The following is a 26,249-nucleotide window of genomic DNA, read 5'->3' as shown; positions in this document are numbered from 1 at the left end:
GCAGGCCATGACCACCGAACAAGACCCCCGCTGGGCCGCCATCGTCGCCCGTGATGCCAAGGCTGACGCCCTGTTTGTCTATGGCGTTAAAACCACCGGCGTGTATTGCCGCCCCAGCAGCGCCTCGCGATTGCCACGCCCGGAGAACATCGAATTCTTCGACACCCCTGCCCAGGCTGAAGCGGCGGGTTATCGCCCAAGCAAACGCGCGGCCGGCGACCAGACTCAATTGGCGGCCCTCCACGCCCAACGGGTGGCCGAGGCGTGCCGGCAGATCGAGCAGGCCGAAACCGCGCCCAGCCTGGAAGCACTCGCCAGTGGCGCCGGGCTGAGTTCATTCCATTTTCATCGCATATTCAAAGCGGTGACCGGCCTGACGCCCAAGGGATATGCCAGCGCCCTGCGTTCGCGCAAAGTTCGCCACGGCCTCAAGGGCGAGCATTCAGTGACCGATGCGTTGTATGACGCGGGCTTTAATTCCAACAGCCGCTTTTATGAATCAGCCAACCAACTGCTCGGCATGAAGCCCAGCGACTACAAAGCCGGCGGCACCAACAGCACGATTTTGTTTGCCGTGGGCCAATGTTCACTTGGGGCGATTCTGGTGGCGCAAAGCCAACGCGGCGTGTGTGCGATTTTATTGGGCGATGACCCGGACACCTTACTGCGCGACCTGCAAGACCAGTTCCCCAAAGCCGAACTGGTCGGCGCAGATCATGAGTTCGAACAGTTGATCGCCCAGGTCGTGGGTTTTATCGAAGCCCCTGCCCTGGGGTTGAATTTACCCCTGGACTTGCGCGGCACTGCCTTTCAGGAACGGGTGTGGCAGGCACTGCGCGACATCCCGGTGGGCAGCACCGCCAGCTACGCGCAGATTGCTGTGCAGATCGGCGCACCCAAATCGTTTCGCGCGGTGGCCCAGGCCTGTGGCGCCAACAGCCTGGCGGTGGCGATTCCCTGCCACCGCGTGGTGCGCAGTGACGGCGCGTTGTCGGGCTACCGCTGGGGCGTAGAGCGCAAGCGGCAACTGCTGGAGCGCGAACAGTCGGTGAAACGCTAGCGAACACCGATACACACCAGCGCCACATCGTCAGCCTGATACATTTCGAATGTCAGTCACAAAGACAGCCTCACGCTGTACCCGGCGTTCCAGGCGTTTTTTCAAGGCCACGCAGGCGACAACGCGAACGCCGGGCGCATCCATGCGGTGTTGGGGCACGCCATCGACGCATGGCAGCGCACGAAATTACCCCCTCGTCCAGTGAATAAAACAGACTGGCCGGGTGCCAATGGCCCTGTTAAAACAGCGCAAAGTCTTATTCACGCTGGAGACGCATCCCATGAGCACCTGGCCAGACACCCGAATTCTCGACCTGCTGGGCATCGACGTGCCTATCATCCAGGCCCCGATGGCCGGCGCCACCACCACAGCGATGGTCATCGCCGCCAATCAAGCCGGCGCCTTGGGCTCGATGCCCGCCGCAGCGCTGAGCATCGAGCAACTGCGCGACGCCTTGAACACCATTCGCCAGGCCAGCGCGAGCCCGATCAACGTCAATTTCTTCTGCCATCAACCGCCAGCAGCTGATAACGCGCGTGACCACCGTTGGAAAACGTTGCTGGAGCCCTACTACCGCGAGCTGGGCGCTGATTTTGATGCACCAACACCGGTGTCCAACCGTGCGCCGTTCGACGAGGCCGCCTGCAAAGTCGTCGAAGAGTTTCGCCCCGAGGTGGTGAGTTTTCACTTTGGGCTACCGGAAAAAGCCTTGCTCGACCGGGTAAAAGCCACCGGCGCCAAGGTGCTGTCCTCGGCCACCACCGTTGAAGAAGCCATTTGGCTCGAACAGCATGGCTGCGATGCAATCATCGCGATGGGCATTGAAGCCGGTGGGCACCGAGGGATTTTCCTCAGTGACGACCTCGACACCCAAATCGGCTTGATGGCGCTGGTGCCGCAAATTGTCGACGCGGTGAAGGTGCCGGTGATCGCCGCAGGCGGCGTTGGCGATGCACGCGGCATCGTCGCGGCATTGGCCCTGGGTGCCTCGGCCGTGCAAATCGGCACTGCGTACCTGTTTACTCCCGAAGCCAATGTCAGCGTGTCCCACCACTATGCCTTGCGCCATGCCCAGGCCAGCGAAACCGCGCTGACCAACCTGTTCACCGGCCGCCCGGCGCGCGGCATCGTCAACCGGGTGATGCGCGAACTCGGTGCGATCAACCCGTCTGCCCCCGCATTCCCCACTGCCGGCGGCGCCTTGATGCCGCTCAAGGCCAAGGATGAAGCCGGCTTCAGCAACCTGTGGGCAGGCCAGGCGCTGCGTCTGGGTAGAGATATTTCTACGTGTGACTTGACCCGCCAGTTGGCCGAACAGGTGCTGGCCAAGCTCAAGCGCCACTGACACTTGGGGCAACTTTGCACTGTACCGGCAATGGCCAACCGCTATATATTCCCATACATAGCGGTAAAGCCTTCTACCTATAACAAGCCGTACAACCCCCAAGGAGCTGCTTCATGACGATCCGCGCCTCACGCCTGGCCCCTACTGCCCTGGCCACCCTGATTGCCGCTTTTACTTTTGGCCCAGCCCACGCCGATGAAGTCCAGGTGGCTGTCGCCGCCAACTTCACCGCGCCGATCCAGGCGATTGCTGCCGATTTCGAAAAAGACACCGGCCACAAATTGGTAGCCGCCTACGGCGCTACCGGCCAGTTCTATACCCAGATCAAGAACGGTGCGCCGTTCGAAGTGTTCCTCAGCGCCGATGACACCACCCCGCAAAAGCTCGAAACCGAAGGCGACACGGTCAAAGGTTCACGCTTCACTTACGCGGTCGGCACCCTGGCGCTGTGGTCGGCCAAAGAAGGTTACGTGGATGCCAAAGGCGAGGTGCTGAAGAAAAACGACTTCAAACACCTGTCCATCGCCAACCCGAAAGCGGCACCTTATGGCCTGGCGGCCACTCAAGTGCTGGCTAAAGAAGGCTTGACCGAGCAGGTCAAGGACAAGCTGGTCGAAGGCCAGAACATCACCCAGGCGTATCAGTTCGTGTCCACCGGCAACGCCGAGCTGGGCTTTGTGGCGCTGTCGCAGATCTACAAGGACGGCAAGGTCACCAGCGGTTCGGCGTGGATCGTCCCGGCGGCCATGCACGACCCGATCAAACAAGACGCGGTCATCCTCAACAAGGGCAAGGACAGCGCTGCCGCCAAAGCCTTGGTTGAATACCTCAAGGGGCCAAAAGCCGCTGCCGTGATCAAGTCCTACGGTTACGAGCTGGCTAACTGACTATGCCGCTGTCGAGTGCCGATTTTTCCGCCATCTGGTTGACCATCAAACTGGCGTCACTGACGACTGTGATCCTGCTGATCATCGGCACTCCGATCGCCCTGTGGCTGTCGCGCACCCACTCCTGGTGGCGCGGCCCCATAGGCGCGATCGTCGCGTTGCCGTTGGTGTTGCCACCGACGGTCATCGGCTTTTACCTGCTGCTGACCATGGGGCCCAACGGTTATTTCGGCCAGTTGACCCAATGGCTGGGCCTGGGCACCCTGACCTTCAGCTTCGCCGGGCTGGTGATCGGCTCGGTGATCTATTCCATGCCGTTTGTGGTGCAGCCGTTGCAAAATGCCTTCTCCGCTATCGGCACGCGCCCATTGGAAGTGGCGGCGACGCTGCGTGCCAACCCATGGGACACGTTTTTCACGGTGATCCTGCCCCTGGCCCGCCCCGGCTTTATCACCGCCTCGATTCTTGGCTTTGCCCACACCGTCGGTGAGTTCGGCGTGGTGCTGATGATCGGCGGCAATATCCCCAACAAAACCCGCGTGGTCTCAGTGCAGATCTACGATCACGTCGAAGCCATGGAATATGCCCAGGCGCACTGGCTGGCCGGCTCCATGGTGGTGTTCGCTTTTCTCGTATTGCTGGCGCTCTATTCCAGCCGTAAAACCAAGATGGGCTGGAGCTGACCGCCATGATTGATGTACGCCTGAACGTGAAGTACCCAGGCTTCGCCCTGGACGTGGACCTGCACCTGCCCGGCCGTGGCGTGACCGCGCTCTACGGGCATTCCGGCTCAGGCAAGACCACTTGCCTGCGCTGTATCGCCGGGCTTGAGCGCGCTGAAGACGGGTTTATCCAGGTCAACGAAGAGGTCTGGCAAGACAGCCGTAACGGCGTGTTTGTGCCGCCGCATAAGCGCGCACTGGGGTATGTATTCCAGGAAGCGAGTCTGTTTCCCCACCTGTCGGTGCGTGCCAACCTGGAGTTCGGCCTCAAGCGTATTGCCCGCCCGCTTCGCCGTGTGGACATGGCCCAGGCCGCCGAACTGCTGGGCATCGGCCACTTGCTTGAACGCCACCCGCAGCACTTGTCCGGCGGCGAACGCCAGCGCGTCGGCATCGCCCGCGCATTGCTCACCAGCCCGCAGTTGTTGTTGATGGATGAGCCGCTCGCGGCCCTGGACAGCAAGCGCAAAAGCGAGATCCTGCCCTACCTCGAACGCCTGCACGATGAGTTGGATATTCCGGTGCTGTACGTCAGCCATGCCCAGGATGAAGTGGCGCGCCTGGCCGATCACATCGTGCTATTAAGCGACGGCAAGGCGCTGGCCAGCGGCCCCATCGGCGAAACCCTGGCTCGCCTGGACTTGCCGATGGCGCTCGGCGATGACGCCGGCGTGGTCATCAATGGCAGCGTGATTGCCTACGATGAACACTATCAACTGCTCACCCTGCAATTGCCCGACAGCCCGTTGCAAATGCGCGTGGCTCACGCACCGCTGGCGTTGGGCAAACCGTTGCGGGTCAAGGTGCAAGCACGCGACGTCAGCCTCAGCCTGCACGCCGAAGAAGCCAGCAGCATCCTCAACCGCTTGCCGGTGACGGTCACCCAGGAAATAGCGGCGGACAACAGCGCCCACGTGCTGGTGCGCCTGGATGCCGGCGGTACGCCACTGCTGGCGAGGATTACCCGATTTTCCCGCGACCAACTGCACCTGCATCCGGGCCAGGTGTTGTGGGCGCAAATCAAGGCGGTGGCCGTACTGGCGTAAGTATTTGGCACCCGCGCAAAACCCTGCGGTCAATCAGGTATACCGGCCTGATCTGTTGCCAAGGAACTTGCACCATGCCCGACTCTGCGCTGCCTGCCGACCTGCCCCGCGACCTGCATTATGTTGACGACACCCAACCCGGCATCCGCCGTAAAAAACTGCGCGGCACGTTTCAGTATGTCGACCCCAAAGGCCAGCGCATCACCGATGCCGATGAAATCAAGCGCCTGAATGCGTTGGCCGTGCCACCGGCCTACACCGACGTGTGGATCTGCGCCGACCCGCGTGGCCACCTGCAAGCCACCGGCCGTGATGCGCGGGGCCGCAAGCAGTACCGCTATCACAGCCGCTGGCGCGAAGTGCGCGACACCGACAAATACTCGCGCCTGCAAGAGTTCGGCAAGGCCTTGCCCAAATTACGCAAACAATTGGAAGCGCAAATCGCCGCGCCTGGGTTCACCCGTGAAAAAGTCCTGGCCACCGTGGTGATGCTGCTGGACGCCACATTGATCCGCGTCGGCAACACCCAATATGCCCGCGACAACAAATCCTACGGGCTGACCACCCTGCGCAACCGCCATGTGGACATCAAGGGCAGCGAAATCCAGTTCCAGTTTCGCGGCAAGAGTGGCGTCGAGCACCAGGTCAGCGTCAAGGACCGGCGCCTGGCCACGGTGGTCAAGCGTTGCCTTGAACTCCCGGGCCAGAATCTGTTTCAGTACCTGGACGAAGACGGCGAGCGCCACACCGTCAGTTCCCACGACGTGAATGCCTATTTGCACAGCCTCACCGGCGCCGATTTTACCGCCAAGGACTACCGCACCTGGGCCGGCACGGCGATGGCCCTGGCGGTGTTGCGCGAATTGGAATGGCAGCCCGAATCCGATGCCAAGCGGCATGTGGTGGCGATGGTCAAGGATGTTGCCAAGCAGTTGGGCAACACGCCAGCAGTGTGCCGCAAGTGCTATATCCACCCGGCGGTGTTGGAGCATTTCAGCCTGGGCGAGCTGTCCAAGCTGCCCAAGCCACGGATGCGCAAAGGCCTTAAAGCCGAAGAAGTCGCGCTGGCGATGTTCCTGGAGCAATTGGCCGCCGACTTGCCCAAGCACGCCTAGCTGAGTTAGCCTGCGGGTCCCTTCTGACTCACGGGATGAGCGCCGACGTGAACAACTAAGCCTTCCAAAATGTATTTGCAACGAGCCGCCTGGCGCGCTTGTTGGCCTGTTCGACATTTTTTTGGAGGTGCTGATGACTGACGTCAAACGCCTGCCCGTATTGGTTTCCCTGCAACACGTGTCGTTCCAGTTCGCCAATGGCGAAACCTTGCTGGACGACCTCACCCTGTCCATTGATTACACACCCACCGGGATTGTCGGCCGTAATGGTCGCGGCAAAAGTATCCTGGCGCGCTTGCTGGCCGGCGTACTTGCGCCCTCTTGCGGTACGCTCGATGGCAAGGCCCGCGTAGCCTACGTCGCACAGAGCCTGACGCTGCAACCGGGAGCAAGCCTTGCGCAGATCACCGGTACTGCCCAGGCATTGGCCGCGCTTGAGCGCATGGCCCGAGGCGAGGCCTGGGCCGGTGACCTTGAGCTGATTGACGATCGCTGGGACCTTGCCGAACGCTTGCGTGCCGCACTTGATGACGCGGGTTTACACGTACTCGGTTTTGAAGCCCCAGCCACTCAACTGAGTGGCGGCCAACTGGCCAGGGTTGTCGTAATCGGTGCGCTATTGGCCGCGCCGGATCTGCTGGTACTGGATGAGCCCACCAACCACCTCGACAGCCATGGGCGCGAGTGGCTGCTGCGGGTTTTGAGCAACTGGCGCGGCGGCTTGGTGGTGGTCAGCCATGATCGACAGCTGCTCAATACCCTGGCGCGTATCGTCGAACTGTCGCCCCTTGGCATGCGTGTGTATGGCGGCAATTACGCTGCCTATCGCCAGCAGCGCGATACCGAACAACACGCTGCCGCCATGGCACTTGAGCATGCTCGCCTGCAACGCAGCCGCGAGCGCAAGCGCCTGCAAAAGGATCACGACAGCCTGCAACGCAATGCCGCACGCTCACGCAAGCATGCCGAAACCGCCAACGTTGATCGCTTTACCAAAGCCCGCTGGAAAGGCGCCGCCACGGAAATCGTCAGCACGGTGCGCAGCGCTCACCACGCCTATAAAAATGAGCTGGATGGGCAGGTGCGCCAAGCCTATGCGCGTGTCGTCGATGAAACCCCCACGTTGCTCGCCCTGCCCGGCTCGGCCTTGCCCAACGGCCGCCACGTACTCACCCTGGAAAATGCCCAACTGCCGTGGCTCGACCCACACCAGCCAGCCACTTACCTGACGCTCAACTTGAACGGCCCGGTACGCGTGGCCGTGCGTGGGCCAAACGGTTGCGGCAAGTCCACGCTGCTCAAGCTGCTGGCCGGCCAATGGCAAGCGGTCAGCGGCGCCTGCACGGTGTCGATACCCGCCGCGTATATCGATCAGCACCTGGCGCTGCTGATGGATGAGCGCTCCATCGTCGAACAACTCAACCTGCTCGACACGCCCCTGGCCGAAGCCGAGCTGCGCACGCGCCTGGCCTTGTTGCAACTGGACGCCCTGCGCGTCACCCAGCCCACCGGCCAACTGAGCGGTGGCGAACGCTTGAAAGCCGCCATGGCGATCGCCTTGTGGCGCGATGCCCCGGCGCAACTGCTATTGCTGGACGAGCCCACCAACCATCTGGACCTGGAATCGGTACTGGCCTTTGAACAGGCGCTGCGCGGGTTTAGCGGGGCCATTGTTGCGGTGTCCCATGACGAGGCGTTCATTAACGCGATCCGGCCGACCCACCACTTGATCTGGCAGCACACCGGCTGGCGACTGGAAAGTGCCTGAGGTCATTGCATGCACCGCCAAAGCGTCCTACGGTAGTGGCCGAATAATCTCACCGCGGAGCCCGATCCTATGTTGCCTTCGTCCCAAAGGCCTTATGCCAATGCAGCGCTTGCCCATCGCCAACGCTGGCGCGGGCGGGTCGGATTGATGCTGGTGGCCAGCCTGTCGGTGCTGGCGGGCATGACCGATGCGATTGGCTTTATGGCCAGCGGGGATTTTGTTTCATTCATGAGCGGCAACACCACGCGCCTGGCGGTGGCAATCAGCGCCGGTGACCTGGGCCTGACCGGGCGCCTGCTGTTGCTGGTGGCGGTATTTGTGCTGGGCAACGCCTTGGGGGTGGTGGTCAGCCGCTTCAGCCGCCGGCATGCGCTGCCTTTGCTGCTGTGCATCGCCGCCTTGTTGTGCGGCGCGGCGCTGTGGCCCTTCGACGATACGTTGCCGGCGCTGCTGGCGGCGATCCTGGCCATGGGCATGCTCAATGCGGCGGTGGAAGAGGTCAACGGTTTGCCGGTGGGCCTGACCTATGTGACCGGCGCGCTCTCACGTTTTGGTCGCGGGTTGGGGCGCTGGATAATGGGGGAGCGGCGTAACGGTTGGCGGGTGCAACTGGTGCCGTGGGTCGGCATGTTCGTGGGCGCCGTGATCGGCGCGGTGCTGGAGCACCAGCTCGGGCTCAAGGCGCTGCTGGTGAGTGGCGCATTGGCCGCCGTGCTGGGGCTGGTGTCACTGAAGATTCCCCGGCGCTGGCACTTGGGCTACATGCCGCGATAGGAAGGAAACGAGGCCCGCTCGACGATCAGGCCTCGACGTCCGTGTACTGGTAAAGAGCCATCGCGTCGAGCGAGCGGGAGGAATAATAAGCCAATGTCCGGCGGCTGTCCCGCCGGGCATTTCCGAAAAATGCTAAGGAGACAGCCTACAGACAGGTGGCCAGTGCGGCCAACCGCCGCTTGGCCGGCATCGTGTCCTGGGCGGCATAGTATTTGACGCTGGAGCCGCCACCGGCTACGCGCACATCGGCAAAGTAGTCACCGCCCGTGGTGTAGACGGTAAAACCGCCTGTTTCGAGCGGCTCTTTGAAACCACCGGCATCCACGCCGAACACGGCCTCGTCCTGCCAGCCGAACTGGATGCATTGGGCAACCACCAATGTGGCCTTGTCCGACGCAAGGGTCTTGTAGGGCTGGCCGCTGCGCGCGTCCTTCATCTTCGAGCCCGCACAGCCAGACAGTGCGGCCACTGTCAATGCGCCAATTACCAGCTTTCGCATGCCATCGCTTCCTTGAAAAAAATGCGACTCTACCACTCTCCGGTGATTGTCTGATGCGTGCATGAATTTTGTTTCACTGTAAAAGGGGCGCCTGGCACCTATAGTCGGCAGGCTCATTTTTAAGAAGTATCCCTTCTGCCCGCTCTCCCGCGGGCTTTTTTTTGCCTGGTTATTTTTAGTGATTTGGGGGGACGATTTCAGATCAAGATCAAAAACGCAGATCAAGAGACCGCTGACTTCGCCGGCGAAAAGGATGCAAGGGCCAGAGCAACAGCAACAGCAGAGCCAGCTCCCACAGTTTTAACCGCGTTCTGTCAGTGCGTGCCGGGGTTAGCGCGCAAGTGCGCTACCTTTTGTTCCAGGCCTTTCCACGCCGGCGCATTCGGCGCAAATTGCCCGCGCAGGTAGTCGACCAGATCCGCCACCTGGCCATTCGACAGGCTGTCCTTGAAGCCCGGCATATACCCCAAGTCCCGGGTCGCCGGGCTGCTGATGCCTTGCAAAATCACCTTGATCAAATTATCCGGCTGGTCGCTGAACACATTGGTATTGCTCGCCAATGACGGGCTCACCCCGAACAGCTTCGGCCCCAGGCCATCGGCATGACAGGCTTTGCATGAGCCTTCGAATACACGTCGGCCATTGGGGTTGGGCAGCGGCGCCGTCGCCACCGTTTGCGCCTCGGCATTGGCCTCGCCATTAAGTGACGCCAGGTACACCGCCATCGCACGAATATCGGCCTTGGGCAGCTTTGACAACTCACTCACCACCGGCCCCATCGGGCCAGCCGCCACGCCATGGGCATCGGAATAGCCAGTGCTCAGGTAGTTGAACAACTGGTCCTCGGTCCACGGCGTCGGTGCCTTGGACAAGCCCGTCAATGCGGGCGCCTCCCAGCCATCGACCATGCCCCCGGCCAGAAAGGATTTGCCGCCCTTCTGCGCACCCATCAGGTTGCGCGGCGAGTGGCACGCGGCGCAGTGCCCGAGGCCATTGACCAAGTAATTGCCGCGATTCCATTGCTCGCTGCGCTCAGGCTGCGGGGTGATTTCACCCCGCCGCAGGTTCAGTGCATTCCAGCCGGCCATCAATGGTCGGATATTGAACGGAAAGCGCATGGCATTCGGCGTCGGCGCCTGGCTGACCGGCGCCTGGGACATCAGGTAGGCATACAACGCCTGCAGGTCGGCATCATTGATATTGCGAAACGCCGTGTAGGGAAACGCCGGGTACAGGTTGCGTCCATCGCGGCCAATGCCGTCACGCATCGCCCGCTCGAATGCCGGGTAGGACCAGGCGCCGATGCCGGTTTTCACGTCTGGGGTGATATTGCTGCTGTACAGCGTGCCGAACGGCGTTTGCATCGCCAGGCCGCCGGCATTGGTCGCACCACCGGGCGCGGTATGGCAAACCGCGCAATCGCCGACAGCCGCCAGCAAGCGCCCGCGTTCCAGGGTGGCCTTGGACCAGGTGCCCGCGCCGGGCGGCGCAATCGGTGCGATTTCAGGGTGAAACGGCCAAGCGGTGGCCAGCACTGCGCCCAAGGTGGCAAACAGCGCACCGAACCACCACTTCCTGCGTTTTTCCGGCGACTTGGCAGGTTCGCCAAGGCTGCCTGCATTCAGCGCCGCCAATACCCGTTCGGGCGTTATCGGCAGCTCGCGAAAACGAATGCCGGTGGCGTCATAGATCGCATTGGCAATCGCCGCCGCACTCGGCACCGAAGCCGACTCGCCGGCGCCCATGGGCGGCTGGTCCTGGCGCGGCATCATCAGCACGTCGATCCTGGGCACTTCGGGGAAGGTCAGGATCGGGTAGCCGCCCCACTCCTTGCTCGCCACCGTCGACTCCTCAAAGGTCACCCGCTCCTTGAGCACACGGCTGGTGGACTGGATCACATTGCCGTGGATCTGATGCTGCACGCCCGCCGGGTTGATCATCATCCCCGAGTCATGGCCGATCACCACCCGCGTCACCGACACATCACCGGTGTGCTTGTCGATCGCCACGTCCGCCACCCACGCCGCCCACGCCGCGCCGAAACCGGGAAACTTGCTGTGGATATAGCGCGCATAGGCAAAGCCGCGACCGCGCAACAGGTGGTCTTGGTTGGCGGTTTGCATCGGCGCCGTGCGCGGTGACCAGTTGGCACGTTCGGCGGTGGATTTGACCAGCTCGATGGCGCGCTCGTCCTTGAGGTAACGCAGGCGGTATTCCACCGGGTCGACGCCTGCGGCAAACGCGAGTTCGTCGATGTAGGATTCATGCGCAAAGGTGTTGGGCAACGCCGATACGCCGCGCATCCACGAGGCGCGCACGATGGGTGCCATGTCGTTGATGGTCACGCGCATATCGTCGATGGCATAGGGCGGGATCGAGGTGCGGTCGCCCATCTCGAACATCGCCGCCACCGGCTCCACGCGGCCAGTCAGCAACAGCGCCAGGGTCGGCGCGCCGTTGGACGGGTAGCTGGTTTCAAAGTCATAGGCGGCAATGCTGCCGTCGGCATTGAGCCCGCCGTCAACATCCATCAACTGCGCGGTGCCCTTGGGTTCCCACAGGTGTTCCTGTTCGCGGGTCAGTTGCACGCGCACCGGCTTGCCCACCGCGCGCGACAGCAGCAAGGCATCGGCGCACACATCGTCCGCACAGTTGCGCCCGTAACAGCCGGCGGCTTCCATGCGGATCACGTCGATCAGCGCTTCGTCGCATTCCAGCAACCACGCAAGGTCTGCGCGCAGCAGGTGCGGGTTCTGGCTGCCCGACCACACGCGGCTGCCGGTTGCTTGATAGTCCGCCACGCCGCACGAAGGCCCGATCGAACCATGCATCTGGTACGGCCACAAATAGCTGCGCGGCATGCGCTGGCTGGCGCCCGCCAAGGCTTCGTCGACGTTGCCCTGATCGAGCACCGTGCGGCGTACCCGTGGGTTGTCGCGAATGGCCTGCTCGACATCGCTCATGTCCGGCAAGGCGTTGTTCCACGGTTTCCAGTGCACCTGAAGTTCGTGGGCGGCCTTGATCGCCTGTTCTTCGCGCATCGCCACTACACCGACAAAATCGCGAATCACCACCACCGCGACAATGCCGGGGATATGCGCGATGGATGCTTCATCCACACTCAACAAACTGTTGCCGACAAACTCACCGCAGTCGAACCCCGCATACGGCGGGCGTACCACGCGACCATGGAGCATGTCCGGCACGCGCATGTCGTGCACATAGGTCAACTCGCCGGTCGCCTTGCCGGGAATATCCACGCGCGCGGCGCCCTTGCCGACCAGACGGTAATCCGCAACAGGTTTTAACGGCGCGTCACCGCTGATGCGCAACTGGTCATGCTGGCCGCTGACCAACTCTGCGTAGGTCGTGGTGCGCCCGTCGGCAGCGTGGACAACCCCGGCTTCAACCTTGAGGCTGCCCGTGCTCACGCCCCAGCGTCCCGCTGCGCGCGCGAGCAAAAAGCGCCGGGCTTCGGCGGCCGCGTTACGCAGCGGGATCGCCGAAATCTGCAAGGTCGCGCTGGCGATCGTTGCACCCTGGTTGGGCGCACGCTCGGTATCGCCCAGAACCATCTTGACCTGCTCCATGCTCAGGTCCAGCTCTTCGGCCACAATCTGCGCCAGCGACGTGCGAATGCCGGTGCCCAGGTCCACATGGCCGTTAAAGGCATACACCAGGCCGTCATCGTTTACCGCGATGAACAACCCCAGCTCCTTGGGTTTCACGGTCGGTGTGCCGCCCTTGGCCACCGGGCCTGAAGGCGGCAGTACATCATCGACAATCAATAAGACGCCCGACTTGGCCAGCCATTGGTCACGGGAAATATCAGTCATGGTCGGCCTTCCACGCTCAAGAGGTGCGCTGCACGCATTACGGCGCGCAGGATTTCGATATGGGTGCCGCAGCGGCACAGGTTGCCCGACAACTCATTGCGCACCTGGGCTTCGCTGGGGTTGGGGTTGCGGTCGAGCAACGCCTTGGCCGTCATGATCATGCCGTTGAGGCAATAACCGCATTGTGCCGCCTGCTCCTCGATAAAGGCTTGCTGCACGGGGTGCGGCGCCTGGCGTGTGCCGAGCCCTTCAAGGGTGACAATCTCGCGCCCGGTTGCACCCGCCAGCGGAAACACGCACGAGCGCGCCGCCACACCATCGATGATCACGGTGCACGCACCGCACTCGCCCAGGCCGCAGCCGTACTTGGGGCCGTTAAGCTGCAAGTCATTGCGCAACACCAGCAGCAGCGGCGTATCCGCCATCGCACTGACTTCGCGGATGTGGCCGTTGACCTTGAGGGCAACGGTGATGGGTGGGCTGATCATTCGCTTCGCCTGTATCAGTTGATGAAGCAATTACTACACGAAACAGCCAAAAAAAAGCGCCGCGGAGTTGGGGCCTCGCGACACACTTGGCACGTGAAGTGACTACTACATGAACTCAGAGCAAAAACGATGCCAGCGCCGGTTTATTCCTGCGGGTCGTCGATCATCTTGCGCAGCAGAAACAGCACCGCCACGCGCTCGGCGGGGTTGAGGTTGCTCATGGTCAGCTCGCTGATCTGCGCGGCGCGCGGCGCGGTTTGCGCGACCAGTTCGGCGCCGGCTGGCGACAGGTCAACCACCACCTTGCGCTTGTCCTGGGGGTCTGGTTCCAGGGTAATCAGCGCCTTGGCCTTGAGCCGCTCGACGATACCGCGAATGGTCGCCTGGTCGACGGCCGTGGCCTTGACCAGTTCGGTGAGGGAACTTGCACCGTGATCGCGCAGCGCACACAGGGTGACGAACTGCACGGCGGTGAGCTGCGAGTCGCCGACATTCTGCTGAAAAATCGCCAGGTGGCGCTGGTAGGCCTTGCGCAGCAGGTGGCCAACTTGTTCAGAGAAAACGTAGGAATCAGGCACGGCGTGGCTCGGTGAGTGATTAGCGATGGTCGGCATGATGGCGGGGATAGTGAACGGACTCAAGCCTCAAACTAAAGGTGCACGCTCAAACTGTGGGAGCTGGCTTGCCTGCGATAGCGCCGGATCAGCCAGCCGTGATGTGCCTGCCAGACCGTTATCGCAGGCAAGCCAGCTCCCACACTTGAAAACTCAGCGTGCCAGGGACGCTTGCGGTGCAACGACATCGCCGCCGATCACCACCGCCTCATCATCCAGGTACACATCACAATTACGCAGCGGAATATCCATATGGCATGGCGTCTTGCGCGTGCCGCCCACTTCGGTATTCGGCCCGGTGGAGAACAGGAAGTTGCCGTAGAACGCCCGCGCATCCATGCACATGCCATCGTTTTTGTCGTGCAAGCCCATGGCCGTCCACTGCGCCTTTGGCTGCAAGCCCCAGCCGATATGGGAGATGCCGTACACCTCCGGGTCATTGAAATACTTCATGTAATCGCGCAGGTACTCGGCCTCGAAACCGCCGTGGATCTTGGTGATAAAGCCCTTCTCGATCTCCAGGGTGATCTTCTCGCGGGTGTAGGTCTTGAACGGCAGCAGGATGTCACCGATATCCAGCACCAGCACACCTTCGGCGGTTTCTTCGTTGGGCCAGGAGAACAGGAAACCACTCGGCCAGTGGTCCCAGCGCCCAGGCTCGTCGGCAAAACCGTACTCGGTGACCGACGGGTATTGGCCCAGCGCTGCACGGAAATCACTGCCCGCGCGGGACTTGACGTGGATCGAGCGCGCCTTCTTCAGCAACTGCTCGGCCGCCAGCACACGCGCCTTGTCGGCTTCGGTGGGCAGCATGCGCGCCAGCACTTCCGGCGGTTCCACCGCCAGCAGGATCCGCGTGCCGGTCTTGAGGATCTGCTCCTGCTCCGGCGAGTGCAGCAGCATCATGGTGTCGACGATCAGGTCGGCGGCCTCCAACGCGCGCTGGGCAGCGATATTGCCGGTGAGTGCGGTGTCGCCGCAGAAGGCGGTCATGTCGTTGCCCATCGCTTTGGGATGGTTGAACGACGGCAGTTCCACCGCATACACCTTGGCCCCCAGGCGCTGCGCCGCGTCCATCGCAGCACGCACAGTGCGCGGGTCCGAGTAATGGCTCTTGAGCACGGCGACGCTCTGGGTCGGGTCGACCTTCGAGAGTTTCAACACGTGTTCAAACATCTGGGTCAGTTCGCAATCGCTTACCGGCATTTTCCTGTCTCCTGTGGGGCTGCACCAAGTTCAAGCACCGCGCTTCACTCCAGTGCATTTTTATAGCGTACACGCCAATTAATACCGATAAGACCCGAATTGAAGACGAACTGCAAGTAGCGCACCAAAACGTTACCAAACCACACAAACACTACATATAAAGGACAAAACCCGTTACACAGGATAAATACGGCCAAAAAATAAAATTATGAACGTAGGCTTCCCATTTCAAAAAATGAGCGTATACACTTTAAAAACCTTGCGGACAGATGCCGCCAAAAATCAAAAAGAGAGAGGTTCACGCCCCATGGGAAGCACACAAAAAATCGCCATCGTCGGTGCCGGCCTGGGCGGCGCGGCGGCGGCCACACTGCTGCAGCAAGCCGGTTTCGATGTCGATATCTATGAACAGGCACCGGAGTTTTCCCGCTTGGGTGCAGGCATCCACATGGGGCCTAACATCATGAAAATCTTCCGCCGCATGGGCATCGAAAAACAGCTGGACCTGATGGGCTCGCACCCCGAGCACTGGTTCAGCCGTTGCGGCGAAAGCGGTGACTACCTCTCGCGTATTCCACTCACCGGCTACGGCGCTTCCTACATCACCGTGCACCGTGGCGACTTGCATGCACTGCAGATGTCGACCCTCAAACCTGGCACCCTGCACTTCAACAAGCGCCTGGAAAACCTCGAAGAAACCGATACCCAAGTGCGCCTGACCTTTGCCGACGGCGAAGTGACCTACGCCGATATCGTGATCGGCGCCGACGGCATCAACTCCAGAATCCGTGAAGAGCTGCTCGGCGTGGAAAAACCGCTGTACAGCGGCTGGGTCGCGCACCGTGCGCTGATCCGTGGCGACCAGTTGGCCAAGTACGACTTGAAGTTCGAAGACTGCATCAAGTGGTGGACCGAGGACCGCCACATGATGGTCTACTACACCACCGGCAAGCGTGACGAGTACTACTACGTGACCGGCGTGCCCCATGCCGAATGGGACTTCCAGGGCGCGTTTGTCGACAGCAGCCGCGAAGAGATGTTTGACGCCTTCAAAGGCTACCACCCCACCGTGCAGGCGCTGATCGAGTCCACCGAAAGCGTGACCAAATGGCCGCTGCGCAACCGTAACCCGTTGCCGCTGTGGAGCCGTGGCCGCCTGGTGTTGCTGGGTGACGCCTGCCACCCGATGAAACCGCATATGGCCCAGGGTGCCGGCATGGCCATCGAAGACGCGGCCATGCTCACCCGCTGCTTGCAGGAAACCGGTATCAGCGACTACCGCACCGCCTTCCAGCTCTACGAAGCCAACCGCAAGGAACGTGCGTCCCGCGTACAAGCGGTGTCCAACGCCAACACCTGGCTGCGCACCCAGGAAGACCCGGCCTGGGTCTACGGTTATGACCTGTACGCCCAGGAACTGAAATCGGGGGTGGCCGCGTGAGTACCTTCCTGTATGGCGCCAATGTGCAAGCCAATGGTATTCGCCAGCACTACCTGCGCTACGGCGGCAAAGGCCCGGCGCTGATTTTGATCCCGGGCATCACCAGCCCGGCGATTACCTGGGGTTTTGTGGCTGAGCGTCTTGGCACCCGGTTCGACACTTACGTGCTGGATGTGCGCGGGCGCGGCTTGTCGTCCACAGGGCCGCAATTGGACTACAGCGCAGACACCTGCGCCGAGGACATTGGCGCGTTTGCCGATGCGCTTGAGCTGGATAGCTACCACCTGGTCGGCCACTCCATGGGCGCGCGATTTGCCGTGCACAGTGCAGCCAAGCATCCACAGGGCGTCAACCGCGTGGTGCTGATCGACCCGCCAGTGTCCGGGCCTGGCCGCCGTGAATACCCGAGCAAGTTGCCATGGTACGTCGACTCGATCCGCCAATCGCGGGTCGGCATGGACGCTGACGCGATGCGCGCCTTCTGCGCCACCTGGACCGTCGAGCAACTGCAGCTGCGCGCCGAATGGCTGCACACCTGTTATGAGCCCGCCATCGTGCGTGCTTTCAATGACTTCCACACGGTCGACTTCCACCAGCACCTGCCCAAGCTCAAGGCCCCTGCCCTGTTGATGGTGGCCGGGCGCGGCGGCGTGATCCTGGATGAAGACATCGCCGAAATCCAGGACCTGCAGCCCGCTATCCAGGTCGCCCGTGTACCGAACGCCGGGCACATGATTCCGTGGGATGACCTTGAAGGCTTTTTTGCCGCCCTCGACGGCTTCCTCACACAACAATAAGGGGACCACCATGCTCAAGCCTTACCGTATCGGCCAGATCGTGCCGAGTTCGAACACCACCATGGAAACCGAGATCCCGGCGATGCTTAACGCGCGCCAGGCGATCCGCCCCGAACGCTTTACCTTTCACTCCAGCCGCATGCGCATGAAGCAGGTGCGCAAGGAAGAACTGGCGGCCATGGACGGCGAGTCCGACCGCTGCGCCATCGAGCTGTCCGACGCCAAGGTCGACGTGTTGGGCTATGCGTGCCTGGTGGCGATCATGGCCATGGGCCTGGGTTATCACCGCAATTCCGAACAACGTTTGCGTAAAGCCACCGCCGATAACGATGCCAACGCCCCGGTGATCACCAGCGCTGGCGCCTTGATCGAAGGCTTGAAAGTGATGGGCGCCAAGCGCATTGCCATCGTCGCGCCGTACATGAAGCCGCTGACCGAACTGGTGGTGAACTACATCCGCGAAGAAGGCTTTGACGTGGTGGACTGGCGCGCCCTGGAGATCCCCGACAACCTCGAAGTGGCGCGCCACGACCCGGCCAACCTGCCGGCCATCGTCGCCGGCATGAACCTGGAAGGGGTGGACGTGATCGTGCTCTCTGCCTGCGTGCAGATGCAGTCGCTGCCGGTGGTGGCCAAGGTTGAAGCGCAAACCGGCAAACCGGTGCTCACCGCCGCCATCGCCACCACCTACGCGATGCTCAAGGCCTTGGACCTGGAACCTATCGTGCCCGGTGCCGGTGCCTTGCTGTCCGGCGCTTACTGACACTTGTGGTGAATGAGCTTATGTGGCGAATGAGCTTGTTGTGGCGAGCGAGCTTGCTCGCGCTGGGCTGCGAAGCGGCCCCAAAAAAGCGGGAGCGCTGCGCACTCCAGCGCGAGCAAGCTCGCTCGCCACATAAGCTCGCTCGCCACACAAAAATGAGGGGTTGAGAAGATGAACAACCAATCCGCCGACGCCAACTACCAGGGCGTCTGGGGCAATCGCATCGGCTTCGGCAAAAAATCTGCGCTGCTGATGATCGACTTTATGCAGGGTTACACCACCGAAGGCGCGCCGCTGTATGCCCCCGAAGTAGTGGTGGCCGTAGCTGAAAGTGTCGAATTGCTGGCCACCGCTCGCCGGCACGCAATTACGGTGGTGCACACTAATATCCGCTACCATCCCGGCCATTTCGCCGATGGTGGTATCTGGGTTAAGAAAGCCCCGGTGATGAAAGACATGGTCGAGGGCAACCCGCTCGCAGCGTTCTGCCTCGAGGTATTGCCCCAGGCGGATGAAGTGGTGATCACCAAACAGTACGCCAGCGCCTTCTTCGGCAGCAGCCTGGCCCCGATGCTGCACGCCCAGGGCATCGACACTGTGGTGCTGGCCGGCTGTTCCACCAGCGGCTGCATCCGCGCCACGGCGGTGGATGCGGTGCAGCATGGGTTTCGCACCATTGTCGTGCGCGAATGCGTCGGCGACCGACACCCGGCGCCCCATGCAGCCAACCTGTTCGACATCGACAGCAAGTATGGCGATGTCGTGAGCAAGCAGGAGGCGATGAGCAAGTTCAGGGAGCAATAAAGGTTACGAAGAACTGCGCCATAGAGCGCGGTCTTGCACAAAACTGTGAGCCGCCCCCGCCCAAATGTGGGAGCTGGCTTGCCTGCGATGACGGAGTGTCAGGCAACATAATTGTTGCTGATCCACCGCTATCGCAGGCAAGCCAGCTCCCACATTAAAAAGCCGGTGCAGCTTTCAGTCTTCTGACACTGCCTTTGGATGTCGCTTTTACAGCACTCCGAAGTGCTGGAAAAAAGCGGCTGTATAAAAACCATAAGTCACCGCCAGGAGACACCCCAATGCCCATTGCGAATGCAGCGCCCGCGACCACGGTCGCCGACCCCGTTACCACGCTCTACCACAAGATCACCTGGAAGCTGATTCCGTTCCTGTGTTTCTGCTACCTGGCCGCCTACCTGGACCGCATCAACATCGGCTTCGCCAAGTTGCAGATGCTCGACCAGTTACACTTCAGCGAAACCGCGTTCGGCCTCGGTGCCGGCTTGTTTTTCGTTGGCTACATCATCTTCGAAGTCCCCAGTAACCTGGTACTCGAACGAGTGGGCGCGAAGATCTGGATCGCGCGCATCATGATCACCTGGGGCCTGCTCTCGGCCTGCACCATGCTGGTCACCTCCACCACCCAGTTCTACATCCTGCGCTTTCTGCTCGGCGCCGCCGAAGCCGGGTTTTTGCCGGGGGTTTTGTATTACCTGACCACTTGGTTCCCGACGCACCGACGCGGGCGCATCATCGCGCTGTTCATGATCGGCCTGCCGCTGTCGAGCGTCATCGGCGGCCCGCTGTCAGGCTGGATCATGGGCCACTTCGACAACATGGGCGGCCTGCGTGGCTGGCAGTGGCTGTTCCTGATCGAAGCGGTGCCCAGCGTCTTGCTCGGCGTGCTGACTTTCTGGGCGCTGCCCAACACCTTCCAACAGGCCAAATGGCTATCGGACGAAGAAAAGGCCCTGCTGGAAAGCGAACTGCGCAAGGACGAAGCCGGCGCCACCGGCAGCAAGCACAGCTTCCGTGACGGCTTCTTCAACCTCAAAGTGTGGATGCTCGGCGGTATCGACTTCTCGATCCTGCTCAGCGCCTATGCCATGGGGTTCTGGATGCCGACCTTCATCCGCAATGCCGGGGTGACCGACACCTTCCATATCGGCGTGCTGACTGCATTGCCCAGCGTTGCGGCGCTGCTGGGCATGCTGCTGATCGGCGCCAGCTCCGACAAACACCGCGAACGCCGCTGGCACATCATCGTGCCGTTCTTCATCGGTGCGGCGGCCATGGCCACCAGCACGTTCTTTACCCACAGCGTGGTCGCCACCGTGTTGCTGTTCGCCATTGCCTCAGCCGCGATCATCGGCGCCGTGCCGGTGTTTTTCAGCTTGCCGGCAACCTTCCTCAAAGGCACCGCAGCGGCGACCGGCTTTGCCCTGGCCTGTTCGGTGGCGAATATCGCAGGCTTAGTGAGCAACTCGTTGATGGGAGTTGCCATCGACGTCACCGGCAGCAGTGCGGGTGCCTTGTGGTTTTTCGCCGGCTGCCTGATCCTCAGCAGCTTCCTGGTCATCGCCTTGCCGGCGAAACTGGTGAACCGTTAATAACAACAATTTTTGCGGATGAATCACCATGCAAGGTTTTCTTAAAAGCTGCGCGTTGCTTGTCGCCGTCGGCCTGTGTGCCGGCACGGCACAGGCAGCGCAAACCGCGCCTGAAAAAGTCATCTTCGACACCGACTTCAACGTGCTCAACGATGACGGCCAGGCCTTTATCATGCTCGCGCAGTTGCACGCGCAAAAACGCATCGACCTGCTGGGCATGACCCTGGTCAGCGGCAATGCCTGGGTCGACCAGGAACAGGTCGATGCCCTCAAGGCCGTAGAGCGTATGGGTGTAGAAAAACAGGTCGGCGTCTACTCCGGCGCCGCCTACCCGTTGCTGCATGACTACGCCACCTACGAGGCAGAAAAAGCCCTGTTTGGTTCGGGCTGGCCGGGCGCGTTCAAAAACCCGCGCCCGACTTCACCCGCGCAGCTGGTCGCGCCACCGGATGGCCTGGCCACCCACACCCAGTTGCGCAGTGAAACCGCCGCGCAGTTCATTGTGCAAAGCGTGCGGGCCAACCCGCACCAGGTGACCATTCTGGCCGTCGGCCCGCTGACCAACATCGCCCTGGCGATTCGCTCGGCGCCGGACATCGTGCCGCTGATCAAGCGCATCGTGTACATGGGCGGTGCCCTGGAGATTCCGGGCAACACCACGCCGGCGGCGGAATTCAACTGGTGGTTCGACCCGGAGGCCGCGAAGATTGTGTTGCGCTCACCCATCGAACACGTGATTTTCCCCAACGATGTGTGTGAGAAAGTCACCTTCGACAAGTCGGTGTACCAGCGCGTGATAGCCCACAAAGGTGCGATTGCCGATCTCTACAAGCACGAGTTCGGGCCGCTGTTCGACAAAGACCCGAGCTACCACAGCTTTACCTGGGACAGCTTGCCGGCGCTGTTTCTGGTGAGCCCGGAGATTGTCACTGAGTCTCGCGACCTGTGGGTGGATGTGGACGCCACGTTTGGCGCCGACTACGGCCGGGCGCTGGGCTACAAAAAAGGCGCGCCGGTGGGCACGCAAAAAGCCAAGGTGGTGTTTGGTGTCGATCAGCAGAAGTTCTGGGATGGCTACGTCAACCTTGTAACCTTGCCAACCCCCGTAAAACCCTGACGTTTTAAAGCTGAACACGATCTAAATGTGTGGGCGGGCTTGCCGTGGCGAGGGAGCTTGTCGAATCGACGAACCGTCCCGCTCGACAGCGAAGCTGGAGCCAGCTTTTTGGGGGCGCTTCGCACCCCAACGCAAGCAAGCTTGCTCGCCACAGAAAGCCCGCTCACCTATTTGGTTTGTGACATGCCCGCAGTATCTGCAGCAGCCTCAATGCCAGTTCATTGGCCTGTGCGGCCGTCGCCACATTGGTAAAGCCCATCAACAACCCCTGCCCACCTCCCGGCTCAAGGGTCCACGCTGACAATGCGTTAACCGCCAACCCCGCCTCATTGGCTGCCATGGCAACTACCTGATCCGGAACAGGCACCCGCAACCGCGCCAACAGGTTAATCCCCCCGGCCTGTTCATCCACGCGTAAAAAATCCGCGCAATGGGCCTGTAACGCGGCGACCAAAAAACCCCTTCGCAGCGCATACAACTGACGCATCTTTTTCAAGTGCCGGGTGAAATGGCCCTGCTCGAGAAAATCCGCCGCGGTCAGTTGCAACAACTGCGCACCGCGCTGCTGCAAGGCCTCGGCGCTGCGCCCAAACACCTCCACCAAGGCTGCCGGCACCACCAGATAGCCCAGGCGCAAGCCCGGAAACAGCATTTTGCTGAAGCTCCCGGCATGGATCACTCGGTCGTGCACATCCTGGCTCTTGAGCGCCGCCAATGGCTGGCCCTGGTAGCGAAACTCACTGTCGTAATCATCCTCCAGCACCCAACTGCCCTGCTTCTGCGCCCAGGCCAGCAAGGCCTGGCGGCGCGTCAGGCTCAACGCCACACCCAGCGGGCTCTGGTGGGCCGGCGTCACAATCGCCAGCCGTGCTTGCCGATCACGCTGGATGCCCTGCTCAACATCCAGCCCTTCACGGTCGACCGGTACCGGCACCAGCTCAACCCCTTGATGCCTCAATAACTGCCGCGCATGCACATAGCCCGGGTCTTCGTACCAGCAACGTTGCCCGGCCATTTGCAGTGCATCGCACAACAGCGTCAGGGAGCCGGCATACCCCGAACAGATAAATACCTGCTGGGGCGTACACTCCACGCCTCGGTACAACGCGAGATAGCTGGCAATCGCCACGCGTAACGCCTGGGCGCCGCGCACATCGCCCATGGCCAGGCTGTCGGCGTCGGTGCGGCGCACTTGCTGGGTGACCAGCCGTGCCCATAGCTTGCGCGGGAAGGCATCCAGCGCCGGCTGGCCCATTTGCAAGGCTGGCGGCGCCGATGTCGGCGGTGGTGCGACGGGCTGGGGCTTCATCGCCACCTGCGGCAATGTCCGCGCAATCACGGTGCCCGCCTGCCCACGCGCCTCAAAAAACCCCTCACTGACCAGCAACTGGTAAGCCGCCTCCACGGTCCCGCGGGCGATCTTGAGTTCCAGCGCCAGGCTGCGCACCGACGGCACCCGATCACCGGGGCCGAGTTGGCCCTGGTCGATGGCCAGCCGGAAGCGGCGGTAGATTTCCTGATATTTGGGCAATGACGACATCACAAGGGGGCTCGGCAGGACGACAAGGTGGAGTCTGATCATGTCCCAACCCACTTGTCCAATCATGCCCCTGTCGAGCAACCCGGCCACCACCGAAAATGGCGCATCTCTTAACGCAACCCAAGGATCACCCATGAAACACCGTCTCGATTACGGCAACGCCGCCCCCGCTGGTTACAAGGCCCTGGGCACCGTGCACAGCTATGTGCATGGCTGTGGCCTGGAGAAAGAACTGATTGAACTGGTGTACCTGCGGGTTTCGCAGCTCAACGGCTGCGCCTATTGCCTGGACTCCCATTCCCGCGGCCTGCTCAAGCAAGGCGCAAGCCTGGAAAAGATCATGCTGCTGGCCGCCTGGCGTGAAGCCTTGCCGTTGTTCACTGTGCGTGAACAAGCCGCCCTGGCCTGGGCCGAAGTGGTCACCCAGGTGGCGCAAACCCACGTGCCGGATGCCGACTACGCCGCCGTGGCAGCGGTGTTCAACGAGAAGGCAGTCGCCGACCTGACCCTGGCCATTTCCTTGATGAACGCCTTGAACCGCGTGGCCATCAGTTTTCGTAAAGTACCGGAGGCGATCAAGGCCCATCTGGAGAACCTTGATGACCAATGAACCCATTGAGTTCGCCCTGATGGAAACCGAGACCGACTGCCTCGCAAGCTTTGCCGTGATGCAGCAACTGCGCCCGCACCTGACCGACGCCGCCAGTTTCGCCGCGCAGGTTCAACGCCAGCGCCAGAACGGCTATCATCTGCTGGCCGCACGCGAACACGGCAAGGTCATTGGCCTGGCCGGCTACCGCCTGACGGAAAACACCCTGTACGGCAAGTTCATCTACGTCGATGACCTGGTGGTAGACGCCACTTTGCAGCGCCGACGCCTGGGCGAGCAGTTGCTCGACCGCGTCCGCGAAGAAACCCGCGCACGCGGTTATCGTTACCTGGTGCTGGACACCGGCCTGCATATGGCCCTGGCCCAGCGCTTCTATTTTCGCCAAGGCCTGCTGCCGCGAGGCATGCACTTTTCCCAGGACCTGAGCCAATGACCCGCGCCCTGCTCCTTAGCTTCAGCCCCCACGGCAAGGCCGCGCAGACCTTCAAGCTGGCCCGCGCCCTGCTCAACGACCTGGTGCCTGGCGCAGAGGTCATCGAACGCGACTACGGCAGCCAGGCACTGGCGCCGCTGACCCGTGAATACGCGAATGCACTCACTACGCCTGGCGGCTTGAGTGGCAGCGCCACGGCGTTGTCGGAACAGCTGATCGTCGAACTGGAAGCCTGCGACCTGTTAATCGTCTGCACGCCGGTGCACAACTTCACCGTACCGGCGGCGCTCAAGGTCTGGATCGACCATGTGGTGCGCATCCATCGCAGCTTTACCATCAATGCGCAGTTCGAAAAAGTCGGCCTGCTCAAGGACCGCCGCACCTTCGTGCTGGTCAGCAGCGGCAATGCGCGCAAGGGGCATGAACCGGACTTTCTCACGCCTTACATGACCACCATCCTGTCTACGGTGGGCATCCACTCGGTGGATTTCGTCTACCTGGGCGCCATGGTGCGCGGTGAAGAAGCGGTCGCTCGGGCCGTGGAACAGGCACACCTGCAGCTATCGGCGGCAATCAGCACTGGCCTATAAAATTAATGGCGCTAGAATCAGCGCCATTCCTGCACCTGCCTCCCTGATACGAGCCACCCATGAGCTTTGATTTCGACACGATCCACCCCCGCCAAGGCACCGGCAGCACCAAGTGGAACCGTTACCCGCAAGACGTTCTGCCGATGTGGATCGCCGACATGGATATCGCCGCGCCACCCGCCGTCCTGCAAGCCCTGCACGCACGCCTCGACCAGCAGGTGCTCGGCTACAGCGTGGCTGGCGCGGATGTGCGCGAAGCCATCATCGCGGACCTGTGGGCCAAGTACGCCTGGCGCGTACAGCCTGAAGAGTTGCTGTTCCTGCCCGGTGTCGAGCCTGGTTTCAATATGGCCCTGCATGCGTTCGTACAGCCGGGCCAGCCCGTGGTGCTGCAAACCCCCAACTACCGGCCGATTCGCCTGGCACCGGGCCACTGGAACCTGCCGCGTATCGAAGTGCCGTTCGAGTTGATCAACGGCGAGTACATGACGCCCATGCCCGCCATGCGCCAGGCGCTGAAGGGTGCCGGTGCGCTGCTGCTGAGCAACCCGCACAACCCAGTGGGCAAGGTCTTTGCGCGTGAAGAACTGTTGGCCGTGGCCAACGCCTGCGTGGAGAACGGTGCACTGATCATCAGTGACGAAATCCACGCCGAGCTGTGCTTTGACGGCCGTCGCCATATTCCCACCGCCAGCCTCAGCCCCGAGATCGCCCAACGCACCATCACCCTGATGTCGGCGAGCAAGGCCTATAACGTCGCCGGCCTGAAGACTTGCTTTGCCGTGGTGCAAAATGCCGAGGTGCGCGAGCGCTTCAACAATGCCCGCTGCGGCATGGTCGACAGCGTCAGCCCGTTGGGCCTGGAAGCCACCCGCGCCGCCTACAGCCAGTGCAGCGAATGGCTGGATGCGCTGGTGCAGTACCTGCAAGCCAACCGCGACTACCTGCTGCACGCCGTACAAACCCGTTTGCCCGGCGTGGTGATGCACGCGCCACAAGGCACCTACCTGGCCTGGCTGGATTGCAGCGCCCTGGGCCTTGCCGACCCGCAGCAGTTCTTCCTGGAGCAGGCCAGGGTCGGCCTGAGCGCAGGCATCGAATTCGGCGATGACAGCCAGCAATTCGTGCGCCTGAACTTCGGTTGCCCACGATCGATGCTCGAAGAGGGTTTGCAGCGCATGGAACGTGCACTGCGTCACCGCTAA

Annotated in this window: 24 protein-coding genes; 18 read left to right on the top strand and 6 right to left on the bottom strand. The window is 61.8% G+C overall.

The genetic code is table 11. From position 1 onward, the window contains the following. Nucleotides 1-7: 7 nt before the first annotated feature. From ada to HU759_RS14345, 8 genes are all read left to right on the top strand, one after another. Nucleotides 8-1,060, top strand: a complete 1,053-nt coding sequence (gene ada / locus HU759_RS14380; protein WP_186616964.1) for a bifunctional DNA-binding transcriptional regulator/O6-methylguanine-DNA methyltransferase Ada — start codon at nt 8-10, stop codon at nt 1,058-1,060. A gap of 280 nt (nt 1,061-1,340) precedes the next feature. Further along, nucleotides 1,341-2,405, top strand: coding sequence for a nitronate monooxygenase (locus tag HU759_RS14375; RefSeq protein WP_017135486.1), 1,065 nt, complete (start codon nt 1,341-1,343; stop codon nt 2,403-2,405). Nucleotides 2,406-2,518: 113 nt separating this feature from the next. Further along, complete coding sequence (modA, locus tag HU759_RS14370) at nt 2,519-3,292, top strand: molybdate ABC transporter substrate-binding protein (RefSeq protein ID WP_186616965.1); 774 nt, start codon at nt 2,519-2,521, stop codon at nt 3,290-3,292. Beyond that, complete coding sequence (gene modB / locus HU759_RS14365) at nt 3,289-3,975, top strand: molybdate ABC transporter permease subunit (protein ID WP_186616988.1); 687 nt, start codon at nt 3,289-3,291, stop codon at nt 3,973-3,975. The genes modA and modB overlap by 4 nt, the downstream gene beginning before the upstream one ends. 5 nt (nt 3,976-3,980) lie before the next feature. After that, nucleotides 3,981-5,060 carry a molybdenum ABC transporter ATP-binding protein gene (gene modC, locus HU759_RS14360; protein ID WP_169985895.1) on the top strand — a complete coding sequence of 360 codons (1,080 nt, stop codon included), beginning with the start codon at nt 3,981-3,983 and terminating at the stop codon, nt 5,058-5,060. A gap of 74 nt (nt 5,061-5,134) precedes the next feature. Next, a complete protein-coding gene (locus tag HU759_RS14355; RefSeq protein ID WP_099549872.1) occupies nt 5,135-6,175 on the top strand; it encodes a DNA topoisomerase IB in 1,041 nt (346 codons plus the stop codon). Between the two features lie 133 nt (nt 6,176-6,308). Then, the gene (locus HU759_RS14350) at nt 6,309-7,943 is read left to right on the top strand and encodes an ABC-F family ATP-binding cassette domain-containing protein (protein WP_017135481.1); all 1,635 of its coding nucleotides are present in this window, start codon (nt 6,309-6,311) and stop codon (nt 7,941-7,943) included. 69 nt (nt 7,944-8,012) lie between these two features. After that, the gene (locus HU759_RS14345; RefSeq protein WP_186616966.1) at nt 8,013-8,717 is read left to right on the top strand and encodes a YoaK family protein; all 705 of its coding nucleotides are present in this window, start codon (nt 8,013-8,015) and stop codon (nt 8,715-8,717) included. A gap of 145 nt (nt 8,718-8,862) precedes the next feature. On the opposite strand, the gene HU759_RS14340 is transcribed toward HU759_RS14345, so the two are convergent. From HU759_RS14340 to HU759_RS14320, 5 genes are all read right to left on the bottom strand, one after another. Continuing rightward, nucleotides 8,863-9,216, bottom strand: coding sequence for a hypothetical protein (locus HU759_RS14340; protein ID WP_017135479.1), 354 nt, complete (start codon nt 9,214-9,216; stop codon nt 8,863-8,865). Nucleotides 9,217-9,530: 314 nt separating this feature from the next. Further along, complete coding sequence (locus tag HU759_RS14335; RefSeq protein WP_186616968.1) at nt 9,531-13,052, bottom strand: molybdopterin cofactor-binding domain-containing protein; 3,522 nt, start codon at nt 13,050-13,052, stop codon at nt 9,531-9,533. Beyond that, nucleotides 13,049-13,540 (bottom strand): (2Fe-2S)-binding protein, encoded by a 492-nt coding sequence (locus HU759_RS14330; protein ID WP_186616970.1) that lies wholly within the window; start codon nt 13,538-13,540, stop codon nt 13,049-13,051. The genes HU759_RS14335 and HU759_RS14330 overlap by 4 nt, the downstream gene beginning before the upstream one ends. 143 nt (nt 13,541-13,683) lie before the next feature. Continuing rightward, nucleotides 13,684-14,118, bottom strand: coding sequence for a MarR family winged helix-turn-helix transcriptional regulator (locus HU759_RS14325; protein ID WP_026013564.1), 435 nt, complete (start codon nt 14,116-14,118; stop codon nt 13,684-13,686). A 189-nt stretch (nt 14,119-14,307) separates the two neighbouring features. Further along, nucleotides 14,308-15,360: a 2,5-dihydroxypyridine 5,6-dioxygenase gene (locus tag HU759_RS14320; protein ID WP_186616972.1), complete on the bottom strand. Its 1,053-nt coding sequence runs from the start codon at nt 15,358-15,360 to the stop codon at nt 14,308-14,310. Nucleotides 15,361-15,667: 307 nt separating this feature from the next. Between HU759_RS14320 and HU759_RS14315 the strand changes: the two genes are divergently transcribed. From HU759_RS14315 to HU759_RS14290, 6 genes are all read left to right on the top strand, one after another. Then, entirely contained in the window at nt 15,668-16,801 is a 1,134-nt protein-coding gene (locus HU759_RS14315; protein ID WP_017135474.1) for an FAD-dependent monooxygenase, read from the top strand. Further along, a complete protein-coding gene (locus HU759_RS14310; RefSeq protein ID WP_186616974.1) occupies nt 16,798-17,598 on the top strand; it encodes an alpha/beta hydrolase in 801 nt (266 codons plus the stop codon). Before HU759_RS14315 ends, HU759_RS14310 begins: the two co-directional genes overlap by 4 nt. Nucleotides 17,599-17,608: 10 nt before the next feature. Beyond that, nucleotides 17,609-18,361 (top strand): Asp/Glu racemase, encoded by a 753-nt coding sequence (locus HU759_RS14305; RefSeq protein WP_017135472.1) that lies wholly within the window; start codon nt 17,609-17,611, stop codon nt 18,359-18,361. Between the two features lie 171 nt (nt 18,362-18,532). Then, the gene (locus HU759_RS14300) at nt 18,533-19,165 is read left to right on the top strand and encodes an N-carbamoylsarcosine amidohydrolase (protein ID WP_138454287.1); all 633 of its coding nucleotides are present in this window, start codon (nt 18,533-18,535) and stop codon (nt 19,163-19,165) included. A gap of 278 nt (nt 19,166-19,443) precedes the next feature. Beyond that, nucleotides 19,444-20,754 carry an MFS transporter gene (locus HU759_RS14295; RefSeq protein WP_017135470.1) on the top strand — a complete coding sequence of 437 codons (1,311 nt, stop codon included), beginning with the start codon at nt 19,444-19,446 and terminating at the stop codon, nt 20,752-20,754. Nucleotides 20,755-20,782: 28 nt separating this feature from the next. Beyond that, complete coding sequence (locus HU759_RS14290; protein ID WP_099549883.1) at nt 20,783-21,871, top strand: nucleoside hydrolase; 1,089 nt, start codon at nt 20,783-20,785, stop codon at nt 21,869-21,871. Between the two features lie 163 nt (nt 21,872-22,034). On the opposite strand, the gene HU759_RS14285 is transcribed toward HU759_RS14290, so the two are convergent. After that, nucleotides 22,035-23,411: a PLP-dependent aminotransferase family protein gene (locus tag HU759_RS14285; RefSeq protein WP_026013563.1), complete on the bottom strand. Its 1,377-nt coding sequence runs from the start codon at nt 23,409-23,411 to the stop codon at nt 22,035-22,037. 133 nt (nt 23,412-23,544) lie between these two features. Here HU759_RS14285 and HU759_RS14280 point away from each other — a divergent pair, with 133 nt between their 5' ends. The 4 genes from HU759_RS14280 to HU759_RS14265 are packed head-to-tail and all read left to right on the top strand — an operon-like array spanning nt 23,545 to nt 26,249. Further along, nucleotides 23,545-24,021, top strand: a complete 477-nt coding sequence (locus tag HU759_RS14280) for a carboxymuconolactone decarboxylase family protein (RefSeq protein ID WP_017135467.1) — start codon at nt 23,545-23,547, stop codon at nt 24,019-24,021. Next, a complete protein-coding gene (locus tag HU759_RS14275) occupies nt 24,011-24,454 on the top strand; it encodes a GNAT family N-acetyltransferase (protein ID WP_017135466.1) in 444 nt (147 codons plus the stop codon). The genes HU759_RS14280 and HU759_RS14275 overlap by 11 nt, the downstream gene beginning before the upstream one ends. Further along, the gene (locus HU759_RS14270; RefSeq protein WP_017135465.1) at nt 24,451-25,044 is read left to right on the top strand and encodes an NAD(P)H-dependent oxidoreductase; all 594 of its coding nucleotides are present in this window, start codon (nt 24,451-24,453) and stop codon (nt 25,042-25,044) included. Before HU759_RS14275 ends, HU759_RS14270 begins: the two co-directional genes overlap by 4 nt. A 59-nt stretch (nt 25,045-25,103) precedes the next feature. Then, nucleotides 25,104-26,249 carry a PatB family C-S lyase gene (locus HU759_RS14265; protein WP_169985881.1) on the top strand — a complete coding sequence of 382 codons (1,146 nt, stop codon included), beginning with the start codon at nt 25,104-25,106 and terminating at the stop codon, nt 26,247-26,249.

This window comes from Pseudomonas sp. OE 28.3 (assembly GCF_014268205.2).
GTDB lineage: Bacteria > Pseudomonadota > Gammaproteobacteria > Pseudomonadales > Pseudomonadaceae > Aquipseudomonas > Aquipseudomonas edaphica.
The sequence above is the reverse complement of the archived record's forward strand: the minus strand, read 5'-3'. Positions and strand labels throughout refer to the sequence as shown.

Coding starts and splice junctions, on each gene's coding strand:
- ada (WP_186616964.1), top strand. CDS start 8: ATGACCACCGAACAAGACCCCCGCTGGGCCGCCATCGTCGCCCGTGAT.
- HU759_RS14375 (WP_017135486.1), top strand. CDS start 1,341: ATGAGCACCTGGCCAGACACCCGAATTCTCGACCTGCTGGGCATCGAC.
- modA (WP_186616965.1), top strand. CDS start 2,519: ATGACGATCCGCGCCTCACGCCTGGCCCCTACTGCCCTGGCCACCCTG.
- modC (WP_169985895.1), top strand. CDS start 3,981: ATGATTGATGTACGCCTGAACGTGAAGTACCCAGGCTTCGCCCTGGAC.
- HU759_RS14355 (WP_099549872.1), top strand. CDS start 5,135: ATGCCCGACTCTGCGCTGCCTGCCGACCTGCCCCGCGACCTGCATTAT.
- HU759_RS14350 (WP_017135481.1), top strand. CDS start 6,309: ATGACTGACGTCAAACGCCTGCCCGTATTGGTTTCCCTGCAACACGTG.
- HU759_RS14345 (WP_186616966.1), top strand. CDS start 8,013: ATGTTGCCTTCGTCCCAAAGGCCTTATGCCAATGCAGCGCTTGCCCAT.
- HU759_RS14340 (WP_017135479.1), bottom strand. CDS start 9,216: ATGCGAAAGCTGGTAATTGGCGCATTGACAGTGGCCGCACTGTCTGGC.
- HU759_RS14335 (WP_186616968.1), bottom strand. CDS start 13,052: ATGACTGATATTTCCCGTGACCAATGGCTGGCCAAGTCGGGCGTCTTA.
- HU759_RS14330 (WP_186616970.1), bottom strand. CDS start 13,540: ATGATCAGCCCACCCATCACCGTTGCCCTCAAGGTCAACGGCCACATC.
- HU759_RS14320 (WP_186616972.1), bottom strand. CDS start 15,360: ATGCCGGTAAGCGATTGCGAACTGACCCAGATGTTTGAACACGTGTTG.
- HU759_RS14315 (WP_017135474.1), top strand. CDS start 15,668: ATGGGAAGCACACAAAAAATCGCCATCGTCGGTGCCGGCCTGGGCGGC.
- HU759_RS14305 (WP_017135472.1), top strand. CDS start 17,609: ATGCTCAAGCCTTACCGTATCGGCCAGATCGTGCCGAGTTCGAACACC.
- HU759_RS14300 (WP_138454287.1), top strand. CDS start 18,533: ATGAACAACCAATCCGCCGACGCCAACTACCAGGGCGTCTGGGGCAAT.
- HU759_RS14295 (WP_017135470.1), top strand. CDS start 19,444: ATGCCCATTGCGAATGCAGCGCCCGCGACCACGGTCGCCGACCCCGTT.
- HU759_RS14290 (WP_099549883.1), top strand. CDS start 20,783: ATGCAAGGTTTTCTTAAAAGCTGCGCGTTGCTTGTCGCCGTCGGCCTG.
- HU759_RS14285 (WP_026013563.1), bottom strand. CDS start 23,411: ATGTCGTCATTGCCCAAATATCAGGAAATCTACCGCCGCTTCCGGCTG.
- HU759_RS14280 (WP_017135467.1), top strand. CDS start 23,545: ATGAAACACCGTCTCGATTACGGCAACGCCGCCCCCGCTGGTTACAAG.
- HU759_RS14275 (WP_017135466.1), top strand. CDS start 24,011: ATGACCAATGAACCCATTGAGTTCGCCCTGATGGAAACCGAGACCGAC.
- HU759_RS14270 (WP_017135465.1), top strand. CDS start 24,451: ATGACCCGCGCCCTGCTCCTTAGCTTCAGCCCCCACGGCAAGGCCGCG.
- HU759_RS14265 (WP_169985881.1), top strand. CDS start 25,104: ATGAGCTTTGATTTCGACACGATCCACCCCCGCCAAGGCACCGGCAGC.